This window comes from Paenibacillus sp. YYML68 (genome assembly GCF_027923405.1).
Lineage (GTDB): Bacteria > Bacillota > Bacilli > Paenibacillales > NBRC-103111 > Paenibacillus_G.
Map to the genome: position 1 here is coordinate 115,365 of NZ_BQYI01000001.1, position 25,550 is coordinate 140,914.

A 25,550-nucleotide genomic window follows, 5' to 3' on the forward strand; every position below is an offset into this window, starting at 1 on the left:
ATTCTATTATTAGCGGCGCTCGTCTACGATGATGCCTGCCTTCTCCCACAGCTTCGCAACCATATCTAGCACTTTCTCCGGCGGCAGCTCTCGAACGACCTTGCCAGTTTCCTTATCTAGCACCTTAACCATAATTTCCCTTGTCGCTTCGTGAATCTTGAACTCGAACGTCGTCGTAATGCCTTGCAGAGCTTTATTGGCTTTCTCGATCGCCTTAATGAGCTCTTCTTCACCCACAGTGACTTTGCGGCCCTTAAGCTCTTCGCTTTTCAATTCTTTCACTGAATTCATTTGATGGAAGTCCGAAGAAGCTTCCGTAGACTTCGCGACTGGCTCAACATAATAATCCTTGGACACCGTAACAGGCTTATTATTGGAGTTTGGTATAGAGAAATCCGAGCTCATCGTTATATCTCCCCCGAGATAGAAATGGACTTATACTATTTTTATCGGAAAATAGTTCTGTAGTTATAAGAGAAATTACACAAAATTATGATGGAATGCTTATATTTTTCGCGAAAGACGACAGCACCTTATGTACCGCAGTGCACACATCCTGAACATCCTGCTCTGTCATCTTCGGGAATAAAGGGAGAGTGATGAACGTCTCATAGAGCGCTTCGGCAACCGGACACAGACCGCCTGTATAGCCGAGCTTCTCATAATACGGCAGCTGATACACGGGCTTGTAATGTACGTTCACCCCGATGTTCTCAGCTCGGAGTGCCTCGAATACCGTTCGACGGCCTACATTCAGGCGGGGAAGTTGAAGCTCCAATATGTAGAGATGCCAGCCAGATCTCGCGTCCTCGCGTACGCGTGGGAGCCGCGCCCAGCCTTCCACTTCGATCGGTTCCAGTAGCTTGTCATACAGCGATGCAAGCTCATTACGCTTGTCTATGAAGGCTGAGAGCCGGTGCATCTGACTTAAGCCAAGTGCCGCCTGTAGGTCAGTTATCCGATAATTGTAGCCCAGCTCCTGCATCTCGTAGTACCAAGGTCCTTCGCTCTCGTGCACGAATTGGTCCGCGTTACGCGTAATTCCGTGTGTGCGGAACATCATCAGTCGTTCATAGTAATGACGGTTGTGGGTTACGATCACGCCACCTTCACCGGTTGTGACCGGCTTCACAGGGTGAAAGCTGAACATCGTCATATCGGCAATCGAGCCGACAGGACTACCGTCGTATGCCCCACCGAGTGAATGCGCTGCATCCTGGATGAGGATAAGACCATGCTGCTGACAGAACGTCTTATACTGCTGCATATGAACAGGCTGCCCAGTGAAGTCTACCGGAATAAGCGCCTTGGTACGTGGCGTCAGCTTCTTCTCCACCTCGTTCAAGTCGAGCAAGTACGTATTTGCATCCACGTCTGCGAATACCGGCGTGCCACCTACATACAATACACAGTTGGAGCTCGCTGCGAAGGTCAAGGGAGACGTAATAACCTCATCCCCCGGACCAATGCCCGCCGCGAAGCACGCTGCATGAAGTGCTGCCGTACCGTTGCAGAAGGCGACTGCGTATTCTGTGCCAGCTGCCGCGGCAACAGCTCGTTCGAACTCCGCGATCTTAGGGCCTTGCGTCAAATAATCGCTCTGAAGCGCTGCCACCACCGCTTGTATATCCGCATCATCGATCGACTGACTGCCGTATGGCAGAAGCTTGTCCCGAACAGGCTTCCCGCCGTGCAGAGCTAACTTATCCATGTCGTAACCTCCGTAAGAGCAAACGTATTAGTGTACGAGCCTTCCCTTAATCCAAGCCTCTGTTCTCGCAATTCCCTCTTCCAGCGTCACCTGAGGCTCCCAGCCTAGCAGCTCCTTCGCCTTGGAGTAGTTGCACAGCAGCTTCTGGATTTCGCTCTGAGGATGAATATGCTCCACATGCTTAATACGAGACGCTTCCCCTACGACCAGTAGCGCCAGATCATTCACGGAAATATCCCGACCTAGCCCCGCGTTGACGATCTGTCCATCTACCTTATTGGAATAGCCTGCTTCCACGACGAACCTTGCGCAATCGTCGACGAACAAGAGGTCCCGCGTCTGTGTTCCTTCACCATAGATATGAAGATCCTTACCAGCGAGCTTATTATTGATGAAGATCGCCACGACACCTCCTTCGCCCCCTGTCTTCTGGAACGGACCGTACGTGTTGAACGGACGAATGACGACAACAGGCAATCCGTAGGCAAAGTAATAAGAAAGCACCATGTTCTCCGCGGCAATCTTCGACCCGGCATAAGGGGACGCAGGCTTCGTCGGATGAAGCTCCGTAATGCCCGTCTCATCAGTGCAACGATCGTACACCATGCAGGTGCTCATGAATACGACCTTGACCCAGTGCTTGCGGCACTGCTCCATCACATAGAATGTACCTACCGTATCATTGTTGAAGGTCGTGCGCGGATCATCGATCGAGTCCTGAACATTAATCGACGCACCGAGGTGGTAGCAAATATCGAACTTCGTCTCATGGAATAGCTTCTCGAGCAAGGCCTCGTCCTTAATATCGCCTTGGATAAACGCCTGAAGGCCAGGATGGCTCCGGAATTCGTCCAGATTGCTCTCCTGACCGTTAGATAAGTCGTCTAAGATCCATACGTGATGACCGTCGTTCAATAGTCGAAGCGCCACCCAACGTCCAATGAAGCCTGCGCCGCCTGTTAACAAAATGTTCATGCCCATTCTCCCATCTGTATCGAAATCGTTATACGAACAAATCCCAGGTTACCGGGGTGCCCTTCGCAACATCCTTCTTCACGCTCTTGCCGAGCAGCTGATCCAAGTATTTCGGCGCCAGTCCGAAGCCTGGGCGAATCGCACGAAGGTTATCGCTAGAGAATACATCGCCAGCCTTCATATCCTGGGAGATGTACAAGCTTCTGCGATATTGCAGGGACGCCTTCTCCTTCTCCGTAGGCCCGTAGCTGACCCGACCGAGCGACTGCCATGCCCGCTCCGTCTCGATGACGAGAGACTGCATTTCTTCCGGCTCTAGAGAGAAAGTCGAATCCACACCGCCGTCCGCACGGCGCAGGGTGAAGTGCTTCTCAATCACAGTTGCACCTAGCGCTACGCTAGCTACAGCCGTACCGACACCCATCGTATGATCAGACAGACCGACTTGGCATTGGAACAGCTGCTTCATGTGAGGAATCGTCGTAATGTTCGTGTTCTCCGGTGTAGCTGGGTACGTGCTCGTACACTTCAACAACACGAGGTCGTTACAGCCCGCTTCCCTCGCAGCGTGAACCGTCTCGTCGAGCTCGGCAATGGAAGCCATCCCCGTCGAGATAATCATTGGCTTACCGGTCTGCGCCACCTTGCGAATCAATGGAATATCCGTATTCTCGAAGGAGGCGATTTTGTAGAGAGGAACATCCAGCGACTCGAGAAAGTCAACAGCACTCTCATCGAACGGTGTACTGAAGCCAATCATACCGAGCTCTTGGCACCGGTCGAAGATCGGTTTATGCCACTCCCACGGGGTATAAGCTTCCTGGTATAGCTTATACAGCGAGTTGCCCTTCCATAAGCTGTTCGGGTCATCGATGAAGAACTCGCCGTGTGACAAGTTCAGCGTCATCGTCTCTGCGGTATACGTCTGCAGCTTAAGCGCATGTGCGCCTGCTTGAGCCGCGGCCTCCACGATCTGCAGCGCACGCTCCAGAGACTGATTATGATTTCCTGACATCTCGGCTATGATGAAGGGCCGGGCATTGGAGCCGATTGTATATTGCCTAACCTGAATATCATTCATCTGCTATTCTCTCCCCTGACATGAAATCATCTCTAAAGAGCGCGAACGCTACAATATCTTCATAGCGTCCATTTTTAAACACATGCTCTTTGTAGTAGCCTTCTCTCTGGAAGCCAAGCTTCTCGTGAACTTTGACACTAGCTAAGTTAAACGCGAACGCTTCACCACAAATCTTCCTCATCTGAAGCTCCTCGAACGCCTTCCTCAAGCCTAGTCGGCACATCTTCGTTCCCGTACCGGCAGGTAAATCGTCTGCACCTAGATAAAATCCCCAACTGCACTTCCCATTTATTTTATCCAGTTGCACAAAATTCACAACACCGCTCGGTACTCCGTTATATTCGAATACGTAATAGGCGAGGTCGTCACGTTGAAGCATGCGGTGGAACCAGGTTGTGTGCTGGTCTAGGGTGATGGCCTGGTCGGAGTACATGCTTTCCTGTACACGATGAGAATTTCGCCACTGAAATAGCAGAAGCAGGTCTGTTTCTGAGACAGGCCGCAATTCACAGCTTTTCTCGAATTCCATTATGGTTCCACCCCCAGAATGTACTGAGCGACTTGAGACAAGCTCGATTCGGTATGAAACTTTATGAACTGTAGCCCCTTCAAGCTAATGAGCGCCAGCTCTTCAGGCTTACTTTTGAGCTCTTCTATTAATGATGACATCTTCTGAACGGTTACTTCATAAGAAGCTCCTAGACACCATATGAGTTCCTTTTTCGCTAACGCTTCCGTCGTTTCTTTTTGGTTGTCAGCAACAATGACGGTAATCGATGGAAGTCCAAGGAACATTCTCTCCCATGTAGCTGTGCCTCCAGCTCCAATCGCTAAATCCGCGTCCGCCATAAGCTTTGCCATGTAGGTCACTTGACAATGAAACTTAGCTTGATTCCACTTCAGGCAATATTCCTCAATCTCATTTCTCCTTGGGTTTGCGACCCCAACGACTACATCAATATGCCAATCTGGCTCTGCAGCTTGCCTGAGAGCTTCTAGCGTCTTCTGCGTTTCATTCGTAGGGTCAGATCCCCCATAGAAGACCAATACACGGTTGATATGACCTGTTCGCTGTTTAAGATGTTGACGGGCTTCTTTGAACTCCGTTCTCAGTAAAGAATATTGTGGACCGAGAAACCGAACACAAGCTGGTGGAATCAGACCGTTATATCTTTTCGAAGCATTATCGTAATAATTTTGATCAAGCAATAGGTCACAAACATGTTGTCGGTTTGCTAGATCATCAATAACCAGTAGCTTGTTCACATGAAGTCGGATGACCCGCTCCCACTGGTAATCGATTTGATAATGATCGACAATCAGCCAATCTACCTGTGAGTCCGCAAGTAATAGTAGCTGTTTTGATAATGAGGCATCTTCGCTCCAATCAAATAGCTCGTTTTCTATGTATGGATCCATACTGAGAACTCGAAATCCTTGAAGTCGAATCACATGTTGAATATTCCCCGACAAGCTTCTGCACATGAATGTAACACTGGCACCATGCGATGACAATTCTTTTGCCAAAGTTAAACATCTCATCACATGGCCAGTACCAATTAATGAGGAGGAATCGACACGAATCCATATGTTCAAGCGCATTCTCCCCCTCGACCAATTAGAGTTTACTCACGTTATAATTTCTCACAGGAACTTGGTGCTGAGATAAATATTCTTTCGCTTCCTTCGGAGTCTGCTCCGTGAAGTGAAACATACTCGCAGCAGCAACCGCAGAAGCTCCGCCCTGAATCGCCATAAGAAAATCGTCGTATTTGCCCGCTCCTCCGGAAGCGATCACAGGGATATTGACGCTGTCAGCTATTAGTCGGACTAACTCTAGATCATAGCCCTCCATCGTACCATCACGCTCTATAGAGGTAACCAGAATTTCCCCTGCGCCCCATTTCTCAAGCTGCTGCGCCCATTTGATAGTCTCGACCCCCATGGGGAGAGTACCAGAACCACTGTAGCACTCGTACGTACCATCGGCTCGTTTCTTGACGTCAATACTGGCAACAATGCATTGTGAACCGAATCGATGGGCAGCCGCTCGTATAAGCTCTGGGTCTGAGAATGCAGCGCTATTAATAGCTACCTTGTCCGCACCACACCGAAGCAGCTTTGTAATTTGATCCATATGCTTGATACCACCACCTACTGTAAGCGGCACAAAGCACTCTTGAGAAAATTCAGCAACCGACTCATAATCCGGTTCCCGATCTTCCGCTGTAGCCGTAATGTCCAGCAAGATCAATTCATCTACTTCTCTGGTGTTATATACTTTGATAGCAGGAAGAACAGTACCCACTCTCCTCCAACTATCAAAGGCTACACCTTTGACCAATCCAACATTTTTCCATAGCAACGTTGGGATCACTCGATATTTTAACAATGAAATCTTCTCCTTCGTTAGAGACTAAGAAAATTTCTGAGGAGCTGGAAGCCCGAACGCTGGCTTTTCTCAGGATGAAACTGAACGCCATACACGTTCCCCGCTCTAACCGAAGATACAAAGCTCCCACAGTATGGGGTTACGGTTTCAACTTGACTCTGATCATTCACCTCGAAATGATAGCTATGCACGAAATAGAAGTCGGAACGGTCAGGAATGGATGCAAACAACGGGCTGTCTGTTCTCTTGCTGATCTCGTTCCACCCTACATGCGGTATTCTCTCCTGACTTGTTGATGTCAATAATCGAACCTGGCCCTTCACCAAGCCTAAGCCTTTCGTTTCTCCACCTTCATAGCCAACATCAGCTAGAAGCTGCATACCAAGGCAAATGCCTAATACGGGAATATTGTCTTGCTTGACTGCAATTTCAATAGCAGGCACCCAGCCGCCTGAATAGATATTAGACATCCCCTCGGTAAAAGCCCCTACACCAGGCAATATGATGTGAGAAGCGCTATGAAGGTCCTCAGGACGATCCGAGATGACTACATCAGCGCCGCACTCCTCTAAAGCTCTAGCTACAGACCCCAGGTTCCCCATACCGTAATCAATGATCACAACACTCATTCGTTATCATACCTTACTTTAGTCAGATTACCGTGCTTGTCCTTCAGCAGATTTCCACGAGCGTCCTTCTCGAATATTTTCTTATTCGTGAAACGATCACAGACCTTGATAAACTCATCTACCGTCATATCTAGCGGTGCCAATATTTCTTCCAGCGGCTTGCCCAGATATGTCCAAGGGAATTTTCCATCATGCTTTCGGACAAGTTCTATGGCGTCATCTCTAGTAATTCTCCCGCGACGAACATGTAAACATGCGATATCTGTAGCACGACCGAAACCGAACTTTAAATATTTAAAGTAATCGTGAATCCCTGTCTGATAGTTATCTAAATTCTCATAATTAACAATAGAACCTTCAACAGTATGCTTAGTCGTCACAAATCCGTGTGCCTGAGACAATAGAGCATTGGAGTAACCATCCCACGGAATGTAATGACCTAGGAAGATCCCTGTAACTCCAACCTCTCGAAGCTCCTCATCAGTTGGATACGTATAAGCGATAAGATCCTTAGTTTGAATACCATCCATACCAACTAAGTCGGAGACGCGAAGCCCTAGTAACCCACCAAATTCCTCAAGCCATCTTCTGGTTAGGATATTGTTCTCCGCCGCCGCCGCTGGGCCGCCATATTCATTCTGAGAGTTCTCACCCCACACGATCAACGGCACCTTGTACTGAACAGCTGCTTTAACCGGAATAGTGAAAATACCTACATGCTCTGGCCAAGATATGTCCCCAACCTGCGTTAATCCAATTCGATTCATCTTTCTACGAACGACAGGATTAGGTGAGAACTCCACATAGTCAACACCCATGTTCTTAATGTTCTCAATGTTATGTCGACCAATATCAGATAGATGACACGTAGTCGAGGTAACACATAATGGATTTAAGCCAAGCTGAAGCATCCGAATAACTTGATACGTACTGTCCTTGCCACCACTAACAGGAACAATACAGTCCCAGTTGCTTCCGTCTTTAGATTTATAGCGATCAACGATCTCAAGCAATTCTTGTTTTCTCTTGGACCAGTCAACCTCTTTCCGTCCTTCGAAGCTTCTGCACGCATTACAAACACCATGCTCATCCAAGTGCAGGTCAGGCTTCGTATCTGGCATTACACACTTTGTACAGTATTTAATCATACGTGTATTCCTCCCCCTTCACTAGACCTATTCACCGAGCTTCTTCTGAACAATATGGGCATTCATATTCACTAATTCGGGATGACTCTCACATAGCTTAATAGTTTCTTGCCAAGAGAATATGTCGCCAGGACGATACAGTTCCCTATAGATCTGATCAACGAGCTGATAATCTTCTGCAGTATCAACCGTCCATCGATAATGGGAATAGTCCTTGAGATGAGTGTACTGTAGAAGCCTGAATTGGTCATCATGCTGATATATATACGGCGTTACGTGCTCCTGCTCATAAGCCTGATCAGCATTCCTATAGGCCTGCTCCAATGCATCGAAGCTAAACACCTCGGTATCCAAGCCTTGAGGAAAAGTTCGTGTCAATGTATTACTGCAATATTGAGCCGAAGATGCTTCCTTGAACATTCGAATCACGTCGTTAGAGACCTGAGGGTCTAGCAATGGACAGTCCGAAGTTACACGAACAACGACATCAGATTGATTAGCAATCGCTGCCTCATAGTATCTGCTAAGCACATGGGATTCACTCCCTCGGTGCACAGCAACAGACTCTGAACGCACAAGGTCAGCGATTACTTCATCAGCTGGGTCCGTCGTTGTCGCAACGACGATATCATCTACGAGCGGAATCGCCTTACATCGATTAATGACATGAGCCAGAATCGGCTTATCCACTAAGTTCATGAGAACCTTGCCGGGCAGTCGGGAAGAACCCATTCTCGCTTGAATAATTACAGTGGTTTTCATAGCAGCTCCGTTAACCCTATAATAGTTGTTCAGTCAGAAGCCAGTCACGCAACGTTTCTTTATGAATCGGCGGTTCATATAATAACCGGTTCTCGAGCTTCTCCGTCTTACGTGCGAACGGATATTCCACCTGCTCTTCCGCAAAGTAAGAAGGAATAATATACATCTCATCCGTCTCAAGTGAATACCTGTACTCGTCGTCTGTCATTAATTCCTCATACATCTTTTCACCCGGTCTAAGTCCGATATTATTCACTTGAATGCGATCTTCACGTATGTTATAGCGTTTTCCTACTTCTTCAATCATAACCTCTGCAAGATCGGACAAACGAACAATAGGCATCTTCAGGACGAAGACCTCACCACCGCAGGCAATCTCATTGGCTTTGAGCATGAGTGAAATCGCTTGTGAAGGTGTCATCATATAACGGATCATATTGATATCCGTTACGGTAATACTATTGTTCTCCAAAATCTGTTTTTTAAATAGCGGTATGACGGAGCCCCTTGATCCCATGACGTTACCGAAGCGAACTGAGGAAAATACGGTTGCCTTAGGACCTTTTTGGTACTCGGCCGCGGAAATTAACCTTTCCGCCGTGAGCTTAGTAGCCCCGTAAGCGTTGGTAGGTGAGATCGCTTTATCGGTACTGGTGAATAGCACTTTTTTTACACCTGTCTCAATAGCAGCCTGAATGACGTTTTGCGTCCCAATGACATTCGTCTGTACCGCTTCGAACGGGTTATATTCACAGGAAGGTACATGCTTCATTGCCGCGGCGTGGAACACGTAATCAATGCCCTCCATAGCACGAACAACTCGCTGTGAATCACGAATATCACCGATGAGATAGCGTATATTCGCGTTTGCTCCCCACTGTTGTTGCATCTCGAACTGCTTATGCTCATCTCGGCTAAATATTCGTATAACCGCCGGTTCGTATTCGAGTAAATGCTTCAATAAATACTGACCAATTGTTCCTGTTCCACCGATTAGCAATATTTTTTTGCCGCGATACATACTCGACATCGTGACCCCTCCAAGCCGTAAATCGTTATGAAGTTTACTTCTTCTCTAGCAGGTACATCTGATCAACGAGGTCACTCTGTACGTACTTATATATCTTCTCCTTCACGACCTGCAAATTAGGATATCGATCTAAGAAAAGCTGCATAAAATTTGTCTTCCACAGCTTGTCCTCATTACCGCGGTATTGAACCTCTTGATACCCTGCTTCTGCATAATATTCAAAGCCCCAGATATAGCGGTTAGACACACGGTACATCTCATCAATAGCCTTATAAATATCATCAGGAGAGATGTGAATCAGCACACCGCTTGTGAAGACCATATCAAAATATGAGTCCTTGAACGGTATATCGAACAACGAGCCCTGGATGATGTTAATCCCTCGGGATAGTTGCTTCGACTTCTCAACCGCATATTGTTGAAGCTCGATACCATACAATCCGTTGAACCCCATAGCTTGCAGGCATCTCAATTGATTACCTACGTTACAGCCTGCCTCAAGTGTTGTCGCGAGACTAAGTCCTCCTAAGAACTCTTGATTCATCTCGGTACGCGTAACACCGAATTGCGCCTTATAGAAGCCGTCCAGCTCCTCATAGGAATACGTATTACGATCTGTGTACTCACTGCCGAACTGACCGTTCCAAAAGTCCATCTGGTTTGTTTTCATCGCGCACTCCTTATATGTTTCTTTTAAGATATTTTGCAACTTAGTTCTTTCTTAAATATAAGTTCGAGAGATGACTGTGCATTTTTATAACCTCTGGAACAATTAACTCCATTTCTACTTTACATTCAAAAATAAACTTACCGAAGTTGTCAATTAACTTTTTTGCTTTAAGATAGGGATCATCTGTATTTCTTATGTCAGCAATAAATCGATGCAATATTTGTTGTTGTAACCTCACCATCGGATGGATATATACAACGAAAAATAAGTTTTTTTGAAGTTTCTTGAACAGCTTATCAAAGACGGGATACTGTTTTTCTAAACCTTTTATATTTTTAGACTTTGTGAGCTTATCCATGGTCCTCATAACCTGAACAACATCATCTATTGTTTTGTTTAATGACTGATGTTCTTTTTCCATGAAATTAATTTTACTACCAATATCACTTAGGTTGTAGTTTGTCTTTCCACTCACAAACCAGTCAGCTCGAACTACTTTGCTTGTGAGCTTATCTGCTATTACATTCTCTAAGGTTGAATATTTCGCCCCTTCAATACTCGCTCCACCTTTAGTAGTATTGATGATCACACTGTTTATTTGCTTAATGTAATTTTCCATCGTAACTCTAGTTACATTATGTGAAGCTGAGGTGTAGACTTCGTCACCATCCACACTCTTGACCGTAATCAAATTTTTCTTTTCCAGCTCTGATAATTCGTTTGGTCTGCTTGCATACTCTATACCACTGGCATAATATTGATTATTTCTAAACGCAAGGTTTTGTCCGACAAGTATTATCGGGCTACATCCTAGTTTAGCAACAATTTCTAGCGCAACTAGTGCAATTGATGGTGCATCCGAGATAAGTCCATTAAGCTCTTTGACTTGATGCTCACCTAAATAGTAGGATGACACTGTATCTTGTGTGATGAACGCATGCATCATCGGCCCTGTATATCGCTTTACTGTGTTAGCCCCAACAGTACTACCGAAAATTAATGGAATGGTGCTAATTTTATTTTCAACGATACCTCCGAAAGTATCTAACCCTTCTAATCCTGTTTCAGGATCATATGCAAAGACTGCATCTGGCTCAATCCCATAGTTCAAAAGTGCTTTAATCGCCGAACCAACCGAAAAGATATATGCCAAGCCATTATTTTTAATATATTTTATATTTTCCAACTCATCCACTAGTGATGGACCCGCAGCCACAAGCAAAACCGGCATATCCTCGAGTTCTTGACGCTTTTCACGAATAATATGTGGCGTCTCTATAACGACAGGAAAATTACTCAAACAATTCATCGTCCAAAGCCTTTCAAAGCGAGCATTTACCCCAATAGAGTTCATTTGATCAGTAACAGCTTTCTTAAATCGTTCTTTAAAATCTTGAACTTTATCGATGTTTATCCGCTCGTATACAGGATGCATAATTAACATTGTTTTCTCGTTGACATTTTGTAAGAAATGGTTGAGACAAAATGTAACAACTTCTTTATCCCATTCAATATATAAATGTTGTAATTCTTTTAATGGTAAGTCAGATAGTAGTCTCGTTTCAAGAAACCTATAAAATATCTCTGGACTGGGTTCATATATTGTAAATTTCATATCTGGATAATACTTAAGAAAAGCATTTATGTGATACCCCATACCAAGGCCATAAAAGAATATATGTTTATATGAGTGAATATCGTCAAACTGCTTAACAAAACTTTCCGCTTCCATAACAGGATCATATTTACTGTGAATATAAAGTTTTTTAGAATTTGATTCGTACTTTAAAGTAGGGTGATTATTTTTAGCCACCTCAACTACAGTACTTCCAGACTCGAAAACAGATTCAAATATTTTTAATGACTTCCATAGTTCGGGGTATTTTCGAGAGATGAGACTAACATTCTCAATTAACATGTGTACTCACAACCTTCTGCTCCATAATAAGTTTAAAACCCTCGTGAATGGTTGTTAGCATTGGTATTATTTCAAATTGCAGAACATCCCCCAATAAAATTGTATCTGTATTCACTACTGCATCTTGCATATTCCTAATTAACGTTTCGAATTCTGGTCTTTCCTTTGTAACAAAAGTTAACCCTTTCAGTCCGTGGTTTATTTGATCAATTGAAAAGAGCATTTGAGAGATCCATTGCAATCCATCTATTAATTGAGCAAATTTACTCCACGTTTCGCTACTTGCACCTTGGTAAAATTGATTGGATAATAGTTGTACCTCTGGTAAAACTCGGTCAAGATAGCTGCTAGTCGATATTACCAATTGATTAATTAACTCAGCTAAAGTAACAACTACGATAGTTACAGTCTGAATATTGGACTCATGATTTATAAGGTATTCTTTGTAATTTTCAAAAACTTCATCTTCTTCTACGAGTAAGTGTGAGACATACAGTTCGTTTTCTTGAAGAAAAAACTCAATTGAGCTGAGAACTTCAATTAATTTACTTGTACTATCCCCACAATCCCAAACACTATTGGCAATTTGAATTTGCACACTTGACACCTCCAGTACATATGCTCAGATATGATATATTTATCGGTATAATACCAAGACAGATGAATAGTATATTTAGAACAATTTCAAGGTAGTATATAGCTTCTAAGCCTTATTTTTAGTTCTAATTAGCACAGGTAATTTATTTGAATAATCTATACAGTACTTAAATAATTTAGTTTCAATAATTTGGTTAGGCAAAAGTATCTTTGCGTTTTGATTCCCCTTAGCAAGAGAAAGATTTTTCATGACGTAATCAAAAAAACGAAAGAAATCTTCGTCATTGAAATCGAAGTTAATCTCGTTATATAGACAAGTTCTTAAAGACTCACAAAAGTTCTTTTTTACTTGAGTCTGTGCAGCGGGAATGTTGTTATTATTGAAAGATACAATTTGTGCAAAGTTGGGAACTTTCCTGTACAGTTGTATTAAATTGATTACTTCCATATCTACATCAATACGTTTTATTAAGTAATCAAAAATTACAGTAATCGTCAAACTGTTTTTTTTATAGGATATAAAGCGGTTCTCAGAAACATAAGGAGGTATAATCCACCCACCTTTATCTATAATTTGTCCAAATAATCTCGGTGCAAGTGCATTACACAAATACGCCAAATAAGCACCGTGCCCCTCACCATACGCAATAATTTTTGAAGTATTAAAAACCAAACCGTTGTCCTTCAATAACTCTATTGTAACAAGAAGTGCCGTTATGTTATCTAATGCTTGCATAAGACTCATATCATTAAAGTTTTCAGGAGTCTCGTTTAATTGTTCATAACCCATAAGATTCACTGAGTGATGACTTGCTATATCTAAAAATTTATTCATATCAACCCTACCATCTACAAACACATAGTTAAACTCTTCTTCTGTCAGTAGACGCTTTAATGCGTTTAAATCAAACTCAAACCTCGGACTCACAGTGTCGGAAAAAAACTCCTGCCCGAAATAACGTTGACACAAAACCGTTACTATATTATGTTCATCAGCCATCTGTTCACACAGAGATTTAGTCTCTTCTGAACTACAACTCAACCCAATAGGAGGTAGCAGCAACAATAAACCCGTATTATCATTAACACCTGACTCTGGCGTACTAAACATAATAGGCATTTTACGTTCTTTAATTTCCCCATAAATGCTTGGGTGCGCTGATACATCAATATTGTATGATGTAGCCATATAAAACCCTCCAGTTAATTAATTATTAATCTAATAGACTTATATCATCTCATGTCATTACTTTCTTTCGTAAAATTTTTCGAGTACCGGCTTTTTCAGCTCGTTTGTCCAATTGCAACGGATATAGTTATTATAAGTTTTTATTGAGTTATTTATCAGAGTTGTATTACATCACAGCATTATGCAGACATCAAAAAAGGTGACTATCAAACGATAGCCACCATTAAAAACCAACTAAAAATTAACGAAGTAACTGAAGAACTCCCTGTGGTTGTTGGTTCGCTTGCGCCAACATGGATTGAGCAGCTTGAGTAAGAATATTGTTCTTCGTGAACTCCATCATCTGACGAGCCATATCAACATCTCTAATACGAGACTCAGCAGCAGACAAGTTCTCAGAAGAAGTTCCAAGGTTATTAATAGTGTGTTCAAGTCGATTTTGTACCGCACCAAGCTTAGAGCGTTCGGAGGATACAGACTCTATTGCACTATTAATTACTGTGATCGCGTCTGATGCCTTCGATGCTGTGGATACATCCAAGCTAAACTCAACGTTGGTAGAGTTCGTACCATCCGTTACGTTAGCTCCACTTGTACCGAAGCTGCCGCCCGCAGTTGCAGAACTAATTCCTAGAGCCTTTGAACGCATATCACCGATACTCAAAGACATTGCTTGATTTTGATTCGCGCCGATCTGGAACGATAATGAATCATCAGAACCCGAAGTAGTTAAAACACCAGACAACTCAAACGTAAATGTTCCAGCTTTTAACGTGTTTTGTCCGCTACCTTGCACAAGAGCGATTGATAATCCGCTTGCCAGACCAGTAATGGCTGTAGCATTGCCGGCTACAGTTGTCGTGTCAGTATAACCGGAAGCATTGGTGAGAGTTACCGTGTATGCGGATGGCATTGTCGTCAGCGTGCTACCTGCACCTGAAATATTAAGCGTGATTGTATCTCCACCTGCACCAGAAGTAAAGGCATATCCACTACCTGCTGCAAACTCTACGCCAGTAAAGTCAAGGCCGTGATTGTTATAGTTTAATGTAATGCCACCTGAAATAGTTAAACCAGAATACATTACATCCATAATTCTCTCGGTAGCACCTGTAGATCCTGAGTTTGTGATCATAACGTTACCACCACTCACAAAGACTGTCCAGCTGTTACCTTTTACGTTATTATAGATATCTACAGCTCCGCTCAACGACGTGCTGTTATTGCTATGCCCAACTCTTTGTGTCCCTACACTGCCTGGCGAGCTAGTAACAGCAAACGCTTCTGTACCTGTACCGGACAGGTTCGTTACTTTAAAATTGAAACCATGATTGTTGTACTCTTGACCAATAGTTATAACATCTTCCGAAACCAAAACGCCGTCCGCACCACTTCCCGAGTAAACCCTAAACACTAGCTCGTTACTACCAGAGCCACTCATTGCGAAACTTACGGAAAGACCACTAGCGCCAGCACCAACAGCAATTGAATTCCCAGAGAATGAGAGATTGTTTGCTAAAGTACCCGAGAAAGCCGATTGCGTTGCAGTGAAAGTACCAGATACCGCAGCAGCGTTCTCAGTTACTGTAACTGTGTGTGTACCCGAAGCGCCAGTGGTGTTCAACAGGTCCATACGATCAGCGGCACTAGCAGTACTAAGTGCTATATTCGCCGTTCCAGTACCAGCAGTAAAATTAGCGCTTGTTAATGATGTCGACAATCCGTTTACCTTAGTACCATTCAACAACTTCATGGTGTTGAACTCCGTCGTATTACCGATACGGTTGATCTCGGAAGTCAGCTGGTTGATCTCCTTCTGGATCTCACCACGGTCAACCGCTACGTTCGTATCGTTGGACGCCTGAACAGCAAGCTCACGCATACGCTGAAGAATGGACTGAGTCTCGTTCAACGCACCTTCAGCTGTCTGGATCAGGGAGATTGCATCCTGGGAGTTACGGGAAGCCTGGTCCAAACCGCGAACCTGTGCTCTCATCTTCTCGGAGATTGCAAGACCTGCAGCATCGTCGCCTGCGCGGTTGATGCGAAGACCGGAAGAGAGCTTCTCTAGGGACTTACCAGTCGAAACGTTGTTAGCGGAAAGCTGGCGGTACGTGTTCAGTGCCGCAATGTTCTGATTAATTCTCATTGTATTCTTCCTCCTTGAATTGTAAGTACCCACATCCATGTGGTTGGTCTTAAGTTGTTGCGAGGTCGGCCGCCCTAGCAACAGCTTCTATAATATATATCGTATATTACGAGAGAAAACATAAGCTCTTTTTTTTGTTATTTTGAAGAAAAATTAAACAAAAAAAGAGGTTCCCGCAACAGAGCAGGAACCTTTCTTCGAGTATCGCACTATTTCTTGTTTTTACTTAATTTCTCGCGAATTTGACTGAGCTTCAACGTATTCTTCGACGCTTCCTTATTCGATTGCTGGATCGACAGGAATACTTCCTTCCGATACACCTCAATATCCTTCGGTGCGCTGATTCCAAGCTTTACTGTATCACCCTCAACGCCAAGAACCGTAATCTCGATATTGCCCCCGACGATGATAACCTCACTCTTCTTACGAGACAGCACTAGCATGAGGCATCACTCTTTTCTGTAGAGTCTGCTTCCATCTGAAGCTGTATAGCGTGCTTCGTCTTATAGGCGCTCTGGTGCAGGATCACCTGCTTGCCTCGCTTAAGGGCAGTGTTCACAATTACCGGAGCCAGCAAGTTCAGACTAAACTCATCCTCATCGCTAATCGATACGATACTGAACACCATCACATCCGACTCACCTGAGATCCCAAGCTCCTTCTGCACAGTCTCAGACACTTCAAAATCGTACTCCGAAAAGTAAACGAACGGGTCCGCAATAATAAACGAAATGTCCCCATCCTCCGTAGACTGCATAAACGAAAACGGTACACTCAGGTCTGGAGTCAGTAAAGCGAACTTCGTTAAATGCTCAAAGCCAGGCATTCCCGTCGGGAACTCAATCAGCTTATCCTCTTCAATCTCAATGTCACCGAAGCGCAAGGTCGTTAACTGCATCTCTTTCCCTCACTCCTTATATGGTCCTTATACAACAAAAAACGCCCCTGCCATGAGAACCCCATTGCACGAGCTATAACTATGCGATAAAACTATACCTACACCCTCACATCCACCTGCGGCGGAATAATCTCTATCGAGTTCCTCTGCTTCAAGTAAATCTCCAGCTTCCCCGGCGTGTAGCTGATCTGCGGGGCATTCACCTGAACCTGCACTTGAACGTCGCCAGGCTCATACTTCACCTCAGGCTTCTTCGGGGTATATTGAATCTGATAATTATGCGTCCCGAAGGGACCCTCATAGTTGAATTTGAAATCCTCGAAGACGCTTGAGAACGCCAGCTCGGCAATCGCATTGCCACCCTGATGAATAGCAGCCATCTGATTGCCTGCCTCAACCCGCTTGCCGATGCCCTGAAGCGCCAGCTGCTTAGCTTCGCTCGCTACTCTCTCAGTAAATTGAAAGATGTCGCCCTTACCAAGCGCTTCCCACGCCTGGCTCTGGTCGATTGTCTGCTCACCCAGAGGACTCCTAATGTCCAGCTTCGCTGGCTTGGTGGTGAGGTTGACATCAGGCCTAGGCTGCCTGATGTCCCATTTCCCTAAGTCTCCGTCAATGTGAATTTGAGCATACGTCTGCCTAATTTGAATTTGCGGAATGTTCATGAGGGAACGGTCACCACCTTAACTTAGGCTCAAGCCATTTTAACGTAGAAAATCGACAAGACTTGGCGATATAATCTTGGCCCCGACCGACAGCGAAGCCTGGTACACACTCTCGTACGTCTTGAGCGTCGTGATCAGCTCGGCAACATCCGCATATTCCGTCTGATTCTGCAGCTCCTTCAAGTTCAGATCAATATCCTTCAGTCGCTCCTCGGACAGCTGAATACGATTCAGCTTCGCCCCGAGATCCGCACGTACCTCAAGGAACGTGTTCATTCGCGAATCCAACTTACCGAGTAGCTCCGATACTTGACCCGTATCCTGCTTGTCCAGCGCATTAATGATCTGGCTCAATACGTTGAACACGTTATCGCCGTCACTCGGATGACCAAACACTTTATCACCCGTGATGTTCACCGGCATCCGCACGCCCGTTGCGATCTCGAAGTAAATGTCACCATGGTCTGTCGTCGAGTGCTGCGCCTCAATATGATACAGCTTCACATTCGAAGCCGGATTATCTACTTTGACCAAGTCCTTCAGGTCGCGCGACTCACTCATCCAGTTCACAGCCAAGCTGCCTCCGGTGATTTGAATACCGGCATTCGGACTGCCGTCTGTAGACCGAATGACCAGCTTGTTCTCTGCATCAGCCGTGACCGTTACCTTGTTCGTCCCCCCCACAGCTGCATGAATCGCATCCTGCAAGTCTGTCGCGAACGCTGCAGCCCCGCCTTCAGCGGCGTAGTCTTTAGGCGGCAACGTCACGGTTACCTCTTGGCCGCGGTTAATGATCAGCCTCAGTTGATTGTTGTTCGCTGTCACATCGGCTGCATTGACATCAACCGTTCCTCCGACACTGATCGCAAGCGGAACTTCGCTGATCCCCTTCTTGTACGGTGGCACGTCAGTGATCTGTCCGTTGTACACGTACTTCCCGTTGAACTGACTGTTGCCGATCGTCACCAGTTGGTCAGACAACTCCAGAATCTCCGACTTGATCGCATCGAGAGCGCCCTTCGGATTACTGCCGTTCGCCCCTTGTACAGTCAGCTCACGAATACGATGGAAGGCCGATCCTGCCTGCTCCATTAATGTATCCGTGAACTCCAGCCATGAGATCGCGGTCGATATATTCTCTTGATACTGCTCATTCGCCGTAATGTCTGAGCGGTAGCGCATCGCGAAGCTCAGTCCTACCGGATCGTCAGACGGCTTATTCAGCTTACGGCCCGTAGCGACCTGATCCTGATAATGACTCATCTTCGATAAGTTATTGTTCAGATTGCGCAGTAGCTGGGTATTCATCATCCCTTGCGTAACTCGACCCATCATTGGAGATTACCCCCTGTATTATCTGCCGACTTGACCCATACCATTAATGACTTTGTCCAGCATCTCGTCATATGTGGTCATGGCCCGCGCCGCGGCGTTATAAGCATGCTGATACTTGATCATGTTCGCCATCTCTTCATCGTTCGACACACCGCTGACCGACTGCCTGCGACCCTCTACCTGATCGACGAGCACCTTCTGGTTAGCAGCCTGACGCTTCGCCTCTTGCGACTGAACGCCAAGCTGACCGACCATCGCCCGGAAGAACTCATCGAACGTACCATTAGTCAAGATCGGAGTGCCTGTTGCCGTCGGGTCAAAGTTAAAGCGAGCGTTCCGGAAACCAGCTGCGAGCAGGGCGATGTCATTGTTACCCTTGACCAGCACCTCATGCCCTTCGGCATTCCGAACAATCTTGCCGTTGGCATCGGTCAGTATACGCGCGGACGCTACGATCTTCGAGACACTCTTCGTAATCTCCGGATTCACCGTAATATTCGCCGCGCTGTAGCCACCTTCTGCCCCTGTCTTGATCGCGAAGAAAGGAATGCCCGATTGCGGCGGGCTGTCGAGACTGTAGCCAAGCCCATGCAAGCCATTCAGGCCTTTGACTGTAATCACCGTATCGGCAGTCAGCACACGCTGCTCATCGGTCAGTACCTCTTCACCGGTATAAGTGGTGCCTCCCATGATCGTGCCCGCAGGCAGCTTCGGAGGCAGCACCGAGCCCTTCGGCAGCGTAATCTCCACATTGCCTTCGACGAGCGACTTGACCATCGCATTCAGCTGGAACGTGTAGCTGGCCAAGTACGTATCACGGGATTCGATCATCCCGAACACTTCACCACTGTTCAAGCTGCCACTCTTGTACGCATCATCGAACGTAATCCCCGTAGCAGGAGGAGTCACCGTTCCGTCCGGATTCGGCAGTGGCGTCTCTGCGAACGTATTCACCACATTGACACCGTTGACGAGCTCCACATTGCCCATACGAATGTTGTAACCATTGCTCGTATTATCTATCGTAACATTGGCGATGCCTGACAACTGGTCCACCAGCAGATCGCGCTGGTCGCGCAAGTCATTCGCACTGTTCCCGAGTCCCTCGACACGGAATATTTCGCGATTCAGCTTCGCCACCTGCGTAATAATCGTATTCGCTTCGCGTACCTTGACCTTGATGTTTTCCGTAATGTCCTTGTGCAGATCGTTCAACTGCGACGCCGTATGATTGAAGGAATCGGTCATCGCCAGCGCACTTTCCTTCAGCGCCGCCCGCGCCGTCGTATTCTCCGGCTCGCGGCTGAATACTTGCCACGCACTCCAGAACTTCTCGATCACCTGACGAATTCCCGTATCAGACGGCTCGTTCGTGATCGCCTCCAGCTTCTCCAGCACATCCTTACGAATCGTCCAGCTCCCCAGCTCCTTGTTCTCGTTATAGAACTGGTGGTCGAGGAAGCCTTCCCGCACCCGCTTGATCGCGTCGAACTCTACACCTTGTCCGAGCTGACCCGGGATGTCACTGCGCATCAAGCCGGGCACTTCAATCGGTCTGCTCGCCACCAAGTTGACCACTTGTCGTGTATAGCCTTTTGTATTCGCATTCGCAATATTGTGTCCCGTCGTCTGTAAGGCCGTCTGCTGTGCGAAGAGCGCACGCTTAGCCAGCTCAATACCTCCGAAGCTTGATCGCATCATTCATCCCTCTATTCGAATATAGTAAGCAGCAGTTCACGCCTTCGCATCAAAAATACCAGGCCTCTTGCCCGAAATCGGCTGTTGCTGGGGGCTATGGTACGTAACATCCTCCTCAGCAGGCCCCACCATCAAGTCAATCGAGTAGTCCACGAAAGCAATCGATTGTTCAATGAGCTGCTGGTTCAGCGTATTCACTCTTCGGAGGCGATGAATCGTGTCGAGCAGCTGCTTCTGCGCATCCATCAGCTGCCTTTTCTCCTCGACGTCGAATATAATTTTACGCAAATCACTGATCGTCACACGCGGATTAGGCTTATACCCCTTCTCCATCAAGAAATCACCGATGACTTGGATTCTGCGCTGGTCCAATTCCCCAATCAGCTTGATCTGCTTGTTTTCTTTATTGACAATTTGAGTGAGCTGGTCGACCTGATTATGCACCAGCACATCTTTCTTCCGCTCGGCCAACTCCATCAATACTAGATGCGCTTCATTCAGTTCGGACATCACCTGCAGCAAAGCGTGAAAAGACACGACCCCTCACCCCTAGGTTCTTATTTCAAGAAAGGAAGCAGCTTCTCCACCAGCGCCCTCGTCTCGACGTGGTATGTACCGTCCGCAACGGACTTCTTCAACGTTTCGATCTTATCAGTCGCTGTTTTACCTTGTGTCTCGAGCAATTCCTTCGCCTCACTGGAGATCACAAGCTCATCCTTCTTGGACTTCTTACCGTTCACATTGTGCTGATGCGTGTCTTGAACCTTCTTATAGGATTGGACGGCTCCTACTCGATTTGGACCGTTGATCTTCATATACTCCACCTCTTTTAAGCCAAATAATAAAACCCCGCCATAAAAGCTTTACTACTTTTATCGGTGAGGTCGATTCAAAAGTTTATATGTAATTATAATGCCAATGGACCCGCCTTACTTACCATCCTTAATTTTGAAGGTCGGAGAAGACTTGGACGCCTCGGCGGCACGCCTCTTCTGCTCGTCCTCCTGCAAATTATTGACGTCCTTCGCCAGTCGGGTTCGGCATGCTTCACAGATCGTTCCTTCACGCGTAGACTCACCGCACACCTCACAGCTTAAGGACATATTCGGATTGTGCTTGATCGATATGCGTCCTTCACGAATGAACTTCGTAATTTGGCTAACCGGCACCTCGGTCTCATCGCTCAGCTCCTGAAGCGTACATTGGCGATGCTCCCGCAAGTAATCCAGACACTTCTGGTACATCCGTTCAATATCTTTTACGCAGTTTGGACACACTCCGTACGAATTTTTCATAAATACTTTGCCGCAGCGATGACAGTTCGCAACGTTCAGACTCATTACAGCCGCCCCCTTCGTCTGATTGCCTAAGCTTGTTTATACGTATATTTTACATTACTTTTACTCATTCGCCTACTCCCTTTAGCATGAGTCCGCAAGAACTGTTACTATTATTTCCTTACTTCGTTATGCTTATGAGATATGGTTCCCCCTCCCCTACCTCGCCCACGTAATCCCTCTCACCTCCACCCCCGGCAGCGCTCGCAATACATTCGCACACTCATTGAGCGTACTGCCGGTCGTATACACATCGTCGATGACATACACCCGGATGGGGTCCGGCTGCTTAAGTAGACGGCGTATCTGCTCAACTCCGCGCATGTCAACGGCGAAGATCCCTCTCATATCGGCCATTCGTTCGTAACGCCCCTTGAAGCTCTGCTTCTCCGTATGCCTTGTGCGCACAAGCAGAGGCACGACGGGCACTCGGGTGAGCCGCCCCAGCACGACAGCCATCTGCTCCGCCTGATTGAAGCCGCGCTCGCCATAACGGATGCTGCTCAGCGGGACGTATGTGATGAACTCCTGTGCCACCCCTTGCTCACTAGCCATCGGCTGCGTCCGGTGCAGATGGTACGCATGCATCAGCATCGGTCCGAGCACCTCAGCCAGCGTCTCCATACCGCGGTACTTGTACAAGGCGAGCCATTCCTTCATTCGTTCATCATAACGGACAGCGCTGCGGCTCTGGCTGAAGAACGTCTCCCGCTCTCTCCTGCAATCCGGACACACCTCACCTCGACCGCATCGCAGACACTGCACCTGGTGAATCCATGGTATCGCTTCATAGCAGCTACTACACAGCGGAAGCCGGTTCGCCCGAACAGAACCGTTACGCGCCTTCCCGCATACGAGACAGCATTGCTGTACCGGGGCGAGCCATCGTTCAACCTGATGAATTAGCTGTCCCAGACGGCCTCTAGCAGCCTCCAGCCAATATAATCCCATAACGTGAACCCCTCCTCTCGAACGCCATTCGCAATTAAGAACGCAAGTACCCCTTCCTTCTCGCCAGCTGATTCATCGTCCGAATTTGGCGGATTGCCTCTCCTTGGGAGAACGTCTTCTCCTCTGCTGCAAAAAACACGTATCCGTTCGGATCGTCTCCGGACCGCCCCGCCCGACCTGCCATCTGTACAAGTGCGGCCGCATCGAACATCGAGGAGCCCGCCTCCAGAATGAACACATCCGACTTCGGAATCGTCACACCCCGCTCCAGAATCGTCGTCGTGACGAGCAGCCGAATCTCCTTCGCACGGAAGGCGACCACCTTCTCTCCCCGCTCCGCATCCTTCGAGGAGGTGCCTTCTATACGCACCCCCGGCATCACCCTTCGTAGCAATGCAACGAAGGGCTCCACGATTACGATGTTCGGCACGAATACGAACAATTGTGCGCCCCGGTCGATCGAGCGCTTCATCGCAGCCTCCAGCTCTCGCGGCACATGGCCCTGCTGCAGCAATCGCCGCAGCGGCGGACAGCGAAGCAGCTTCGGCTCAGGCAGCGGATGGCGATGATATCGCGCTGGTACCCGCGCATGCGGCAGTCGGCCGCTCTTCACCTCGCGCTGCAGCGCATCCGGAGGCGTCGCGGACAGTAGAATGAAAGCCCCCGCCGATGCGCACGCATGCTTCACCGCATGCAGCAGCAGCGGGTTGTTGTGATACGGGAACGCATCAATCTCGTCCACGATGACGAGGTCGAACGCATGGCGGAAGCGGAGCATCTGATGCGTCGTCGCTAGCGTCACCTGACCGACCTCCCAGCGCTCCTCGCTGCCACCATACAGCGTCACGACCGAGAGGTGCGGGAATGCTTTCTTCAGGCGCGGCTTCAGCTCCAGCACGACGTCCTTACGCGGCGTGACGACCGCGACCCGACCACCCTCCTCCACCGCATAATCGATTAAGGGGAAGATCATCTCCGTCTTCCCTGCGCCGGTCACCGCCCAGATTAAGAAGCGTCCGCATTCCTCTATTGCACTTGTAAGGGACTTTCTTGCTTTCAAGAACTGCAGTGCCTCACCCGAAGCGACAGCCTGAATCTCGCTCAAGCCCCAGCCGGACAGCCGCTCCTCAATCGTCTTCGTTGATGCCTCGCCTTGCGGCAATGGCAGCGTCTTCCCTCCATATACAACAGGTGTGCAAGATCGTATGCGCCCCATGCCGATGCATGACTCGCAATAAGCACAAGCCTCTCCGCAATGCGGACAGCTTGACCACACGAGTCGGCCTGCAGCTATACCTGTATTCGTCGTGGCAGCAGTCTCCCCAGCCCGCTCCTGCTTCCCCGTCGTCCCGCACCTGTCGCATTGCAGCTCACGACCGATGCCAGTCGGCCATATTCGCTGCAGCCAGCCTCGAGCACGTACCGCCCGCCCAGCCAGCCCCGGCTGTAGCTGCACGATGCCAAGCAGCCAAGCCCGCTGCACCCAGTAAGTCAGCTGCTCGGGCAACACATCGCTTGCGAAGTCTCGAAGCAGCCCCTGCAGCTCGTCCAGCAGCAGCATTCTTCCCGCACAGCTGCTTCTCAGCAGCTCCAGAACCGTAGCTTCACTCGCCTTATGCCCAGCGCCAGTACGATCCAGCTCTGATGCTGACGCGGCTGCGATCTCGTCTTGAGATCGACGCCACTCCCACAGCCTCCACTCGCCGCCAATCACAGCGTTCACACCACTGTCCGCTATCGCCCTTCTCAGCTGCGCTTCCGCCTGTGCTTGCCCGCCACCACTCTCTGTCTCAGCTCGGCTGCTGCGATTCAGCGTCTCCACCAGCCTGTAGGCTTGTCCGAAGGACAAAGACGGTTCCAGTACACGCAGAATGAACATTCCCCGGTGTACCCGAACCCCATGATCCCGAACAGCCCTCATGTCGATAGACAGCTGCCACTGTGGACTGGCTGAGCTCTCCATTCTATATATGAACGCTCTCATAGTACTCCCTTGTCTCCATATCTTCATCACATCAGCTTGTAAGCGGTTCCCAAAAGCTCTTGCTGGTTAAGCTGAACCAGCACAATCTGCTCATCCTCGTGCTCACTCAGCCATAGTGACGTATCTTCAGCATCCTTATGAATCGTCAGTTGGTATTCCTGTCTTAATCTCTCGGCAATAAGAAGGGTGTCATCCGTGGAGCCTTCATCCGCCAGCGTCACCGTGATCGGCTTGCCCTTCAAGCTGGAGAAGAAGTGAAGCGAGCGCAGAAACCACTCCACATGCTGTCCGTTATTGCGTGTGCGAACGACGTAATGCGTCAGTCCCGAGCGTCCGCGGCGCTTCCATCGCCAATGCAGCGTGTGAATAATCGACATTCCGGCCACGTAGCAGCCAATGATCCAAACCAAGCCTAACATCATAGTGGCTCC

General features: G+C 47.6%; 27 protein-coding genes. All 27 read right to left on the reverse strand.

All coding sequences use genetic code 11. From position 1 onward, the window contains the following. Positions 1-9: 9 nt before the first annotated feature. On the reverse strand, positions 10-405 hold the full coding sequence (locus tag PAE68_RS00495; RefSeq protein WP_281883017.1) for a flagellar protein FlaG: 396 nt from the start codon (positions 403-405) through the stop codon (positions 10-12). Between the two features lie 85 nt (positions 406-490). Further along, on the reverse strand, positions 491-1,711 hold the full coding sequence (pseC, locus tag PAE68_RS00500) for a UDP-4-amino-4,6-dideoxy-N-acetyl-beta-L-altrosamine transaminase (protein ID WP_281883019.1): 1,221 nt from the start codon (positions 1,709-1,711) through the stop codon (positions 491-493). A 27-nt stretch (positions 1,712-1,738) separates the two neighbouring features. Beyond that, the gene (locus PAE68_RS00505; RefSeq protein ID WP_281883021.1) at positions 1,739-2,686 is read right to left on the reverse strand and encodes a dTDP-glucose 4,6-dehydratase; all 948 of its coding nucleotides are present in this window, start codon (positions 2,684-2,686) and stop codon (positions 1,739-1,741) included. Between the two features lie 28 nt (positions 2,687-2,714). Next, positions 2,715-3,767 carry a pseudaminic acid synthase gene (gene pseI, locus PAE68_RS00510; protein WP_281883023.1) on the reverse strand — a complete coding sequence of 351 codons (1,053 nt, stop codon included), beginning with the start codon at positions 3,765-3,767 and terminating at the stop codon, positions 2,715-2,717. Next, positions 3,760-4,296, reverse strand: coding sequence for a UDP-4-amino-4,6-dideoxy-N-acetyl-beta-L-altrosamine N-acetyltransferase (gene pseH, locus PAE68_RS00515; protein WP_281883025.1), 537 nt, complete (start codon positions 4,294-4,296; stop codon positions 3,760-3,762). Before pseH ends, pseI begins: the two co-directional genes overlap by 8 nt. Beyond that, positions 4,296-5,363 carry a UDP-2,4-diacetamido-2,4,6-trideoxy-beta-L-altropyranose hydrolase gene (pseG, locus tag PAE68_RS00520; protein ID WP_281883027.1) on the reverse strand — a complete coding sequence of 356 codons (1,068 nt, stop codon included), beginning with the start codon at positions 5,361-5,363 and terminating at the stop codon, positions 4,296-4,298. The genes pseH and pseG overlap by 1 nt, the downstream gene beginning before the upstream one ends. Before the next feature lie 22 nt (positions 5,364-5,385). Continuing rightward, complete coding sequence (gene hisF / locus PAE68_RS00525; RefSeq protein WP_281883029.1) at positions 5,386-6,159, reverse strand: imidazole glycerol phosphate synthase subunit HisF; 774 nt, start codon at positions 6,157-6,159, stop codon at positions 5,386-5,388. A gap of 17 nt (positions 6,160-6,176) precedes the next feature. Further along, on the reverse strand, positions 6,177-6,788 hold the full coding sequence (hisH, locus tag PAE68_RS00530) for an imidazole glycerol phosphate synthase subunit HisH (protein ID WP_281883031.1): 612 nt from the start codon (positions 6,786-6,788) through the stop codon (positions 6,177-6,179). After that, positions 6,785-7,936 (reverse strand): N-acetyl sugar amidotransferase, encoded by a 1,152-nt coding sequence (locus PAE68_RS00535; protein WP_281883034.1) that lies wholly within the window; start codon positions 7,934-7,936, stop codon positions 6,785-6,787. The genes hisH and PAE68_RS00535 overlap by 4 nt, the downstream gene beginning before the upstream one ends. A 27-nt stretch (positions 7,937-7,963) precedes the next feature. After that, on the reverse strand, positions 7,964-8,698 hold the full coding sequence (locus PAE68_RS00540; protein WP_281883037.1) for a cytidylyltransferase domain-containing protein: 735 nt from the start codon (positions 8,696-8,698) through the stop codon (positions 7,964-7,966). Positions 8,699-8,714: 16 nt separating this feature from the next. Further along, positions 8,715-9,728 (reverse strand): UDP-N-acetylglucosamine 4,6-dehydratase family protein, encoded by a 1,014-nt coding sequence (locus PAE68_RS00545; protein ID WP_281883039.1) that lies wholly within the window; start codon positions 9,726-9,728, stop codon positions 8,715-8,717. 34 nt (positions 9,729-9,762) lie between these two features. Next, on the reverse strand, positions 9,763-10,398 hold the full coding sequence (locus PAE68_RS00550) for a pseudaminic acid biosynthesis-associated methylase (protein ID WP_281883041.1): 636 nt from the start codon (positions 10,396-10,398) through the stop codon (positions 9,763-9,765). 40 nt (positions 10,399-10,438) lie between these two features. Next, entirely contained in the window at positions 10,439-12,316 is a 1,878-nt protein-coding gene (locus PAE68_RS00555) for a motility associated factor glycosyltransferase family protein (RefSeq protein WP_281883043.1), read from the reverse strand. Then, entirely contained in the window at positions 12,306-12,914 is a 609-nt protein-coding gene (locus PAE68_RS00560) for a DUF8042 domain-containing protein (RefSeq protein ID WP_281883044.1), read from the reverse strand. The genes PAE68_RS00555 and PAE68_RS00560 overlap by 11 nt, the downstream gene beginning before the upstream one ends. A 105-nt stretch (positions 12,915-13,019) precedes the next feature. Then, complete coding sequence (locus PAE68_RS00565) at positions 13,020-14,102, reverse strand: DUF2920 family protein (protein ID WP_281883046.1); 1,083 nt, start codon at positions 14,100-14,102, stop codon at positions 13,020-13,022. A 241-nt stretch (positions 14,103-14,343) separates the two neighbouring features. Beyond that, the gene (locus tag PAE68_RS00570) at positions 14,344-16,251 is read right to left on the reverse strand and encodes a flagellin N-terminal helical domain-containing protein (protein WP_281883049.1); all 1,908 of its coding nucleotides are present in this window, start codon (positions 16,249-16,251) and stop codon (positions 14,344-14,346) included. 209 nt (positions 16,252-16,460) lie between these two features. Next, a complete protein-coding gene (gene csrA, locus PAE68_RS00575) occupies positions 16,461-16,694 on the reverse strand; it encodes a carbon storage regulator CsrA (RefSeq protein WP_281883051.1) in 234 nt (77 codons plus the stop codon). Beyond that, the gene (gene fliW, locus PAE68_RS00580) at positions 16,688-17,149 is read right to left on the reverse strand and encodes a flagellar assembly protein FliW (protein ID WP_281883053.1); all 462 of its coding nucleotides are present in this window, start codon (positions 17,147-17,149) and stop codon (positions 16,688-16,690) included. Before fliW ends, csrA begins: the two co-directional genes overlap by 7 nt. 98 nt (positions 17,150-17,247) lie before the next feature. Next, positions 17,248-17,814 (reverse strand): DUF6470 family protein, encoded by a 567-nt coding sequence (locus tag PAE68_RS00585; RefSeq protein ID WP_281883055.1) that lies wholly within the window; start codon positions 17,812-17,814, stop codon positions 17,248-17,250. Positions 17,815-17,853: 39 nt separating this feature from the next. Next, positions 17,854-19,149 (reverse strand): flagellar hook-associated protein FlgL, encoded by a 1,296-nt coding sequence (gene flgL, locus PAE68_RS00590; protein ID WP_281883057.1) that lies wholly within the window; start codon positions 19,147-19,149, stop codon positions 17,854-17,856. 18 nt (positions 19,150-19,167) lie between these two features. Then, the gene (flgK, locus tag PAE68_RS00595) at positions 19,168-20,847 is read right to left on the reverse strand and encodes a flagellar hook-associated protein FlgK (protein WP_281890828.1); all 1,680 of its coding nucleotides are present in this window, start codon (positions 20,845-20,847) and stop codon (positions 19,168-19,170) included. Between the two features lie 36 nt (positions 20,848-20,883). Beyond that, positions 20,884-21,384, reverse strand: coding sequence for a flagellar protein FlgN (locus PAE68_RS00600; RefSeq protein WP_281883059.1), 501 nt, complete (start codon positions 21,382-21,384; stop codon positions 20,884-20,886). A 20-nt stretch (positions 21,385-21,404) separates the two neighbouring features. Beyond that, a complete protein-coding gene (locus PAE68_RS00605; protein ID WP_281883061.1) occupies positions 21,405-21,662 on the reverse strand; it encodes a flagellar biosynthesis anti-sigma factor FlgM in 258 nt (85 codons plus the stop codon). Between the two features lie 114 nt (positions 21,663-21,776). Beyond that, entirely contained in the window at positions 21,777-22,187 is a 411-nt protein-coding gene (locus PAE68_RS00610) for a TIGR03826 family flagellar region protein (RefSeq protein ID WP_281883063.1), read from the reverse strand. A 156-nt stretch (positions 22,188-22,343) separates the two neighbouring features. Further along, positions 22,344-23,135 (reverse strand): ComF family protein, encoded by a 792-nt coding sequence (locus PAE68_RS00615; protein WP_281883065.1) that lies wholly within the window; start codon positions 23,133-23,135, stop codon positions 22,344-22,346. Between the two features lie 34 nt (positions 23,136-23,169). Then, a complete protein-coding gene (locus tag PAE68_RS00620) occupies positions 23,170-25,119 on the reverse strand; it encodes an ATP-dependent helicase ComFA (protein WP_281883067.1) in 1,950 nt (649 codons plus the stop codon). A gap of 26 nt (positions 25,120-25,145) precedes the next feature. Further along, complete coding sequence (locus PAE68_RS00625) at positions 25,146-25,541, reverse strand: glycosyltransferase family protein (RefSeq protein ID WP_281883069.1); 396 nt, start codon at positions 25,539-25,541, stop codon at positions 25,146-25,148. Positions 25,542-25,550: the final 9 nt, after the last annotated feature.

Coding starts and splice junctions, on each gene's coding strand:
- PAE68_RS00495 (WP_281883017.1), bottom strand. CDS start 405: ATGAGCTCGGATTTCTCTATACCAAACTCCAATAATAAGCCTGTTACG.
- pseC (WP_281883019.1), bottom strand. CDS start 1,711: ATGGATAAGTTAGCTCTGCACGGCGGGAAGCCTGTTCGGGACAAGCTT.
- PAE68_RS00505 (WP_281883021.1), bottom strand. CDS start 2,686: ATGAACATTTTGTTAACAGGCGGCGCAGGCTTCATTGGACGTTGGGTG.
- pseI (WP_281883023.1), bottom strand. CDS start 3,767: ATGAATGATATTCAGGTTAGGCAATATACAATCGGCTCCAATGCCCGG.
- pseH (WP_281883025.1), bottom strand. CDS start 4,296: ATGGAATTCGAGAAAAGCTGTGAATTGCGGCCTGTCTCAGAAACAGAC.
- hisH (WP_281883031.1), bottom strand. CDS start 6,788: ATGAGTGTTGTGATCATTGATTACGGTATGGGGAACCTGGGGTCTGTA.
- PAE68_RS00535 (WP_281883034.1), bottom strand. CDS start 7,936: ATGATTAAATACTGTACAAAGTGTGTAATGCCAGATACGAAGCCTGAC.
- PAE68_RS00540 (WP_281883037.1), bottom strand. CDS start 8,698: ATGAAAACCACTGTAATTATTCAAGCGAGAATGGGTTCTTCCCGACTG.
- PAE68_RS00545 (WP_281883039.1), bottom strand. CDS start 9,728: ATGTCGAGTATGTATCGCGGCAAAAAAATATTGCTAATCGGTGGAACA.
- PAE68_RS00550 (WP_281883041.1), bottom strand. CDS start 10,398: ATGAAAACAAACCAGATGGACTTTTGGAACGGTCAGTTCGGCAGTGAG.
- PAE68_RS00555 (WP_281883043.1), bottom strand. CDS start 12,316: ATGTTAATTGAGAATGTTAGTCTCATCTCTCGAAAATACCCCGAACTA.
- PAE68_RS00565 (WP_281883046.1), bottom strand. CDS start 14,102: ATGGCTACATCATACAATATTGATGTATCAGCGCACCCAAGCATTTAT.
- PAE68_RS00570 (WP_281883049.1), bottom strand. CDS start 16,251: ATGAGAATTAATCAGAACATTGCGGCACTGAACACGTACCGCCAGCTT.
- csrA (WP_281883051.1), bottom strand. CDS start 16,694: ATGCTAGTGCTGTCTCGTAAGAAGAGTGAGGTTATCATCGTCGGGGGC.
- fliW (WP_281883053.1), bottom strand. CDS start 17,149: ATGCAGTTAACGACCTTGCGCTTCGGTGACATTGAGATTGAAGAGGAT.
- PAE68_RS00585 (WP_281883055.1), bottom strand. CDS start 17,814: ATGAACATTCCGCAAATTCAAATTAGGCAGACGTATGCTCAAATTCAC.
- flgL (WP_281883057.1), bottom strand. CDS start 19,149: ATGATGGGTCGAGTTACGCAAGGGATGATGAATACCCAGCTACTGCGC.
- flgK (WP_281890828.1), bottom strand. CDS start 20,847: ATGCGATCAAGCTTCGGAGGTATTGAGCTGGCTAAGCGTGCGCTCTTC.
- PAE68_RS00605 (WP_281883061.1), bottom strand. CDS start 21,662: ATGAAGATCAACGGTCCAAATCGAGTAGGAGCCGTCCAATCCTATAAG.
- PAE68_RS00610 (WP_281883063.1), bottom strand. CDS start 22,187: ATGAGTCTGAACGTTGCGAACTGTCATCGCTGCGGCAAAGTATTTATG.
- PAE68_RS00615 (WP_281883065.1), bottom strand. CDS start 23,135: ATGGGATTATATTGGCTGGAGGCTGCTAGAGGCCGTCTGGGACAGCTA.
- PAE68_RS00620 (WP_281883067.1), bottom strand. CDS start 25,119: ATGAGAGCGTTCATATATAGAATGGAGAGCTCAGCCAGTCCACAGTGG.
- PAE68_RS00625 (WP_281883069.1), bottom strand. CDS start 25,541: ATGATGTTAGGCTTGGTTTGGATCATTGGCTGCTACGTGGCCGGAATG.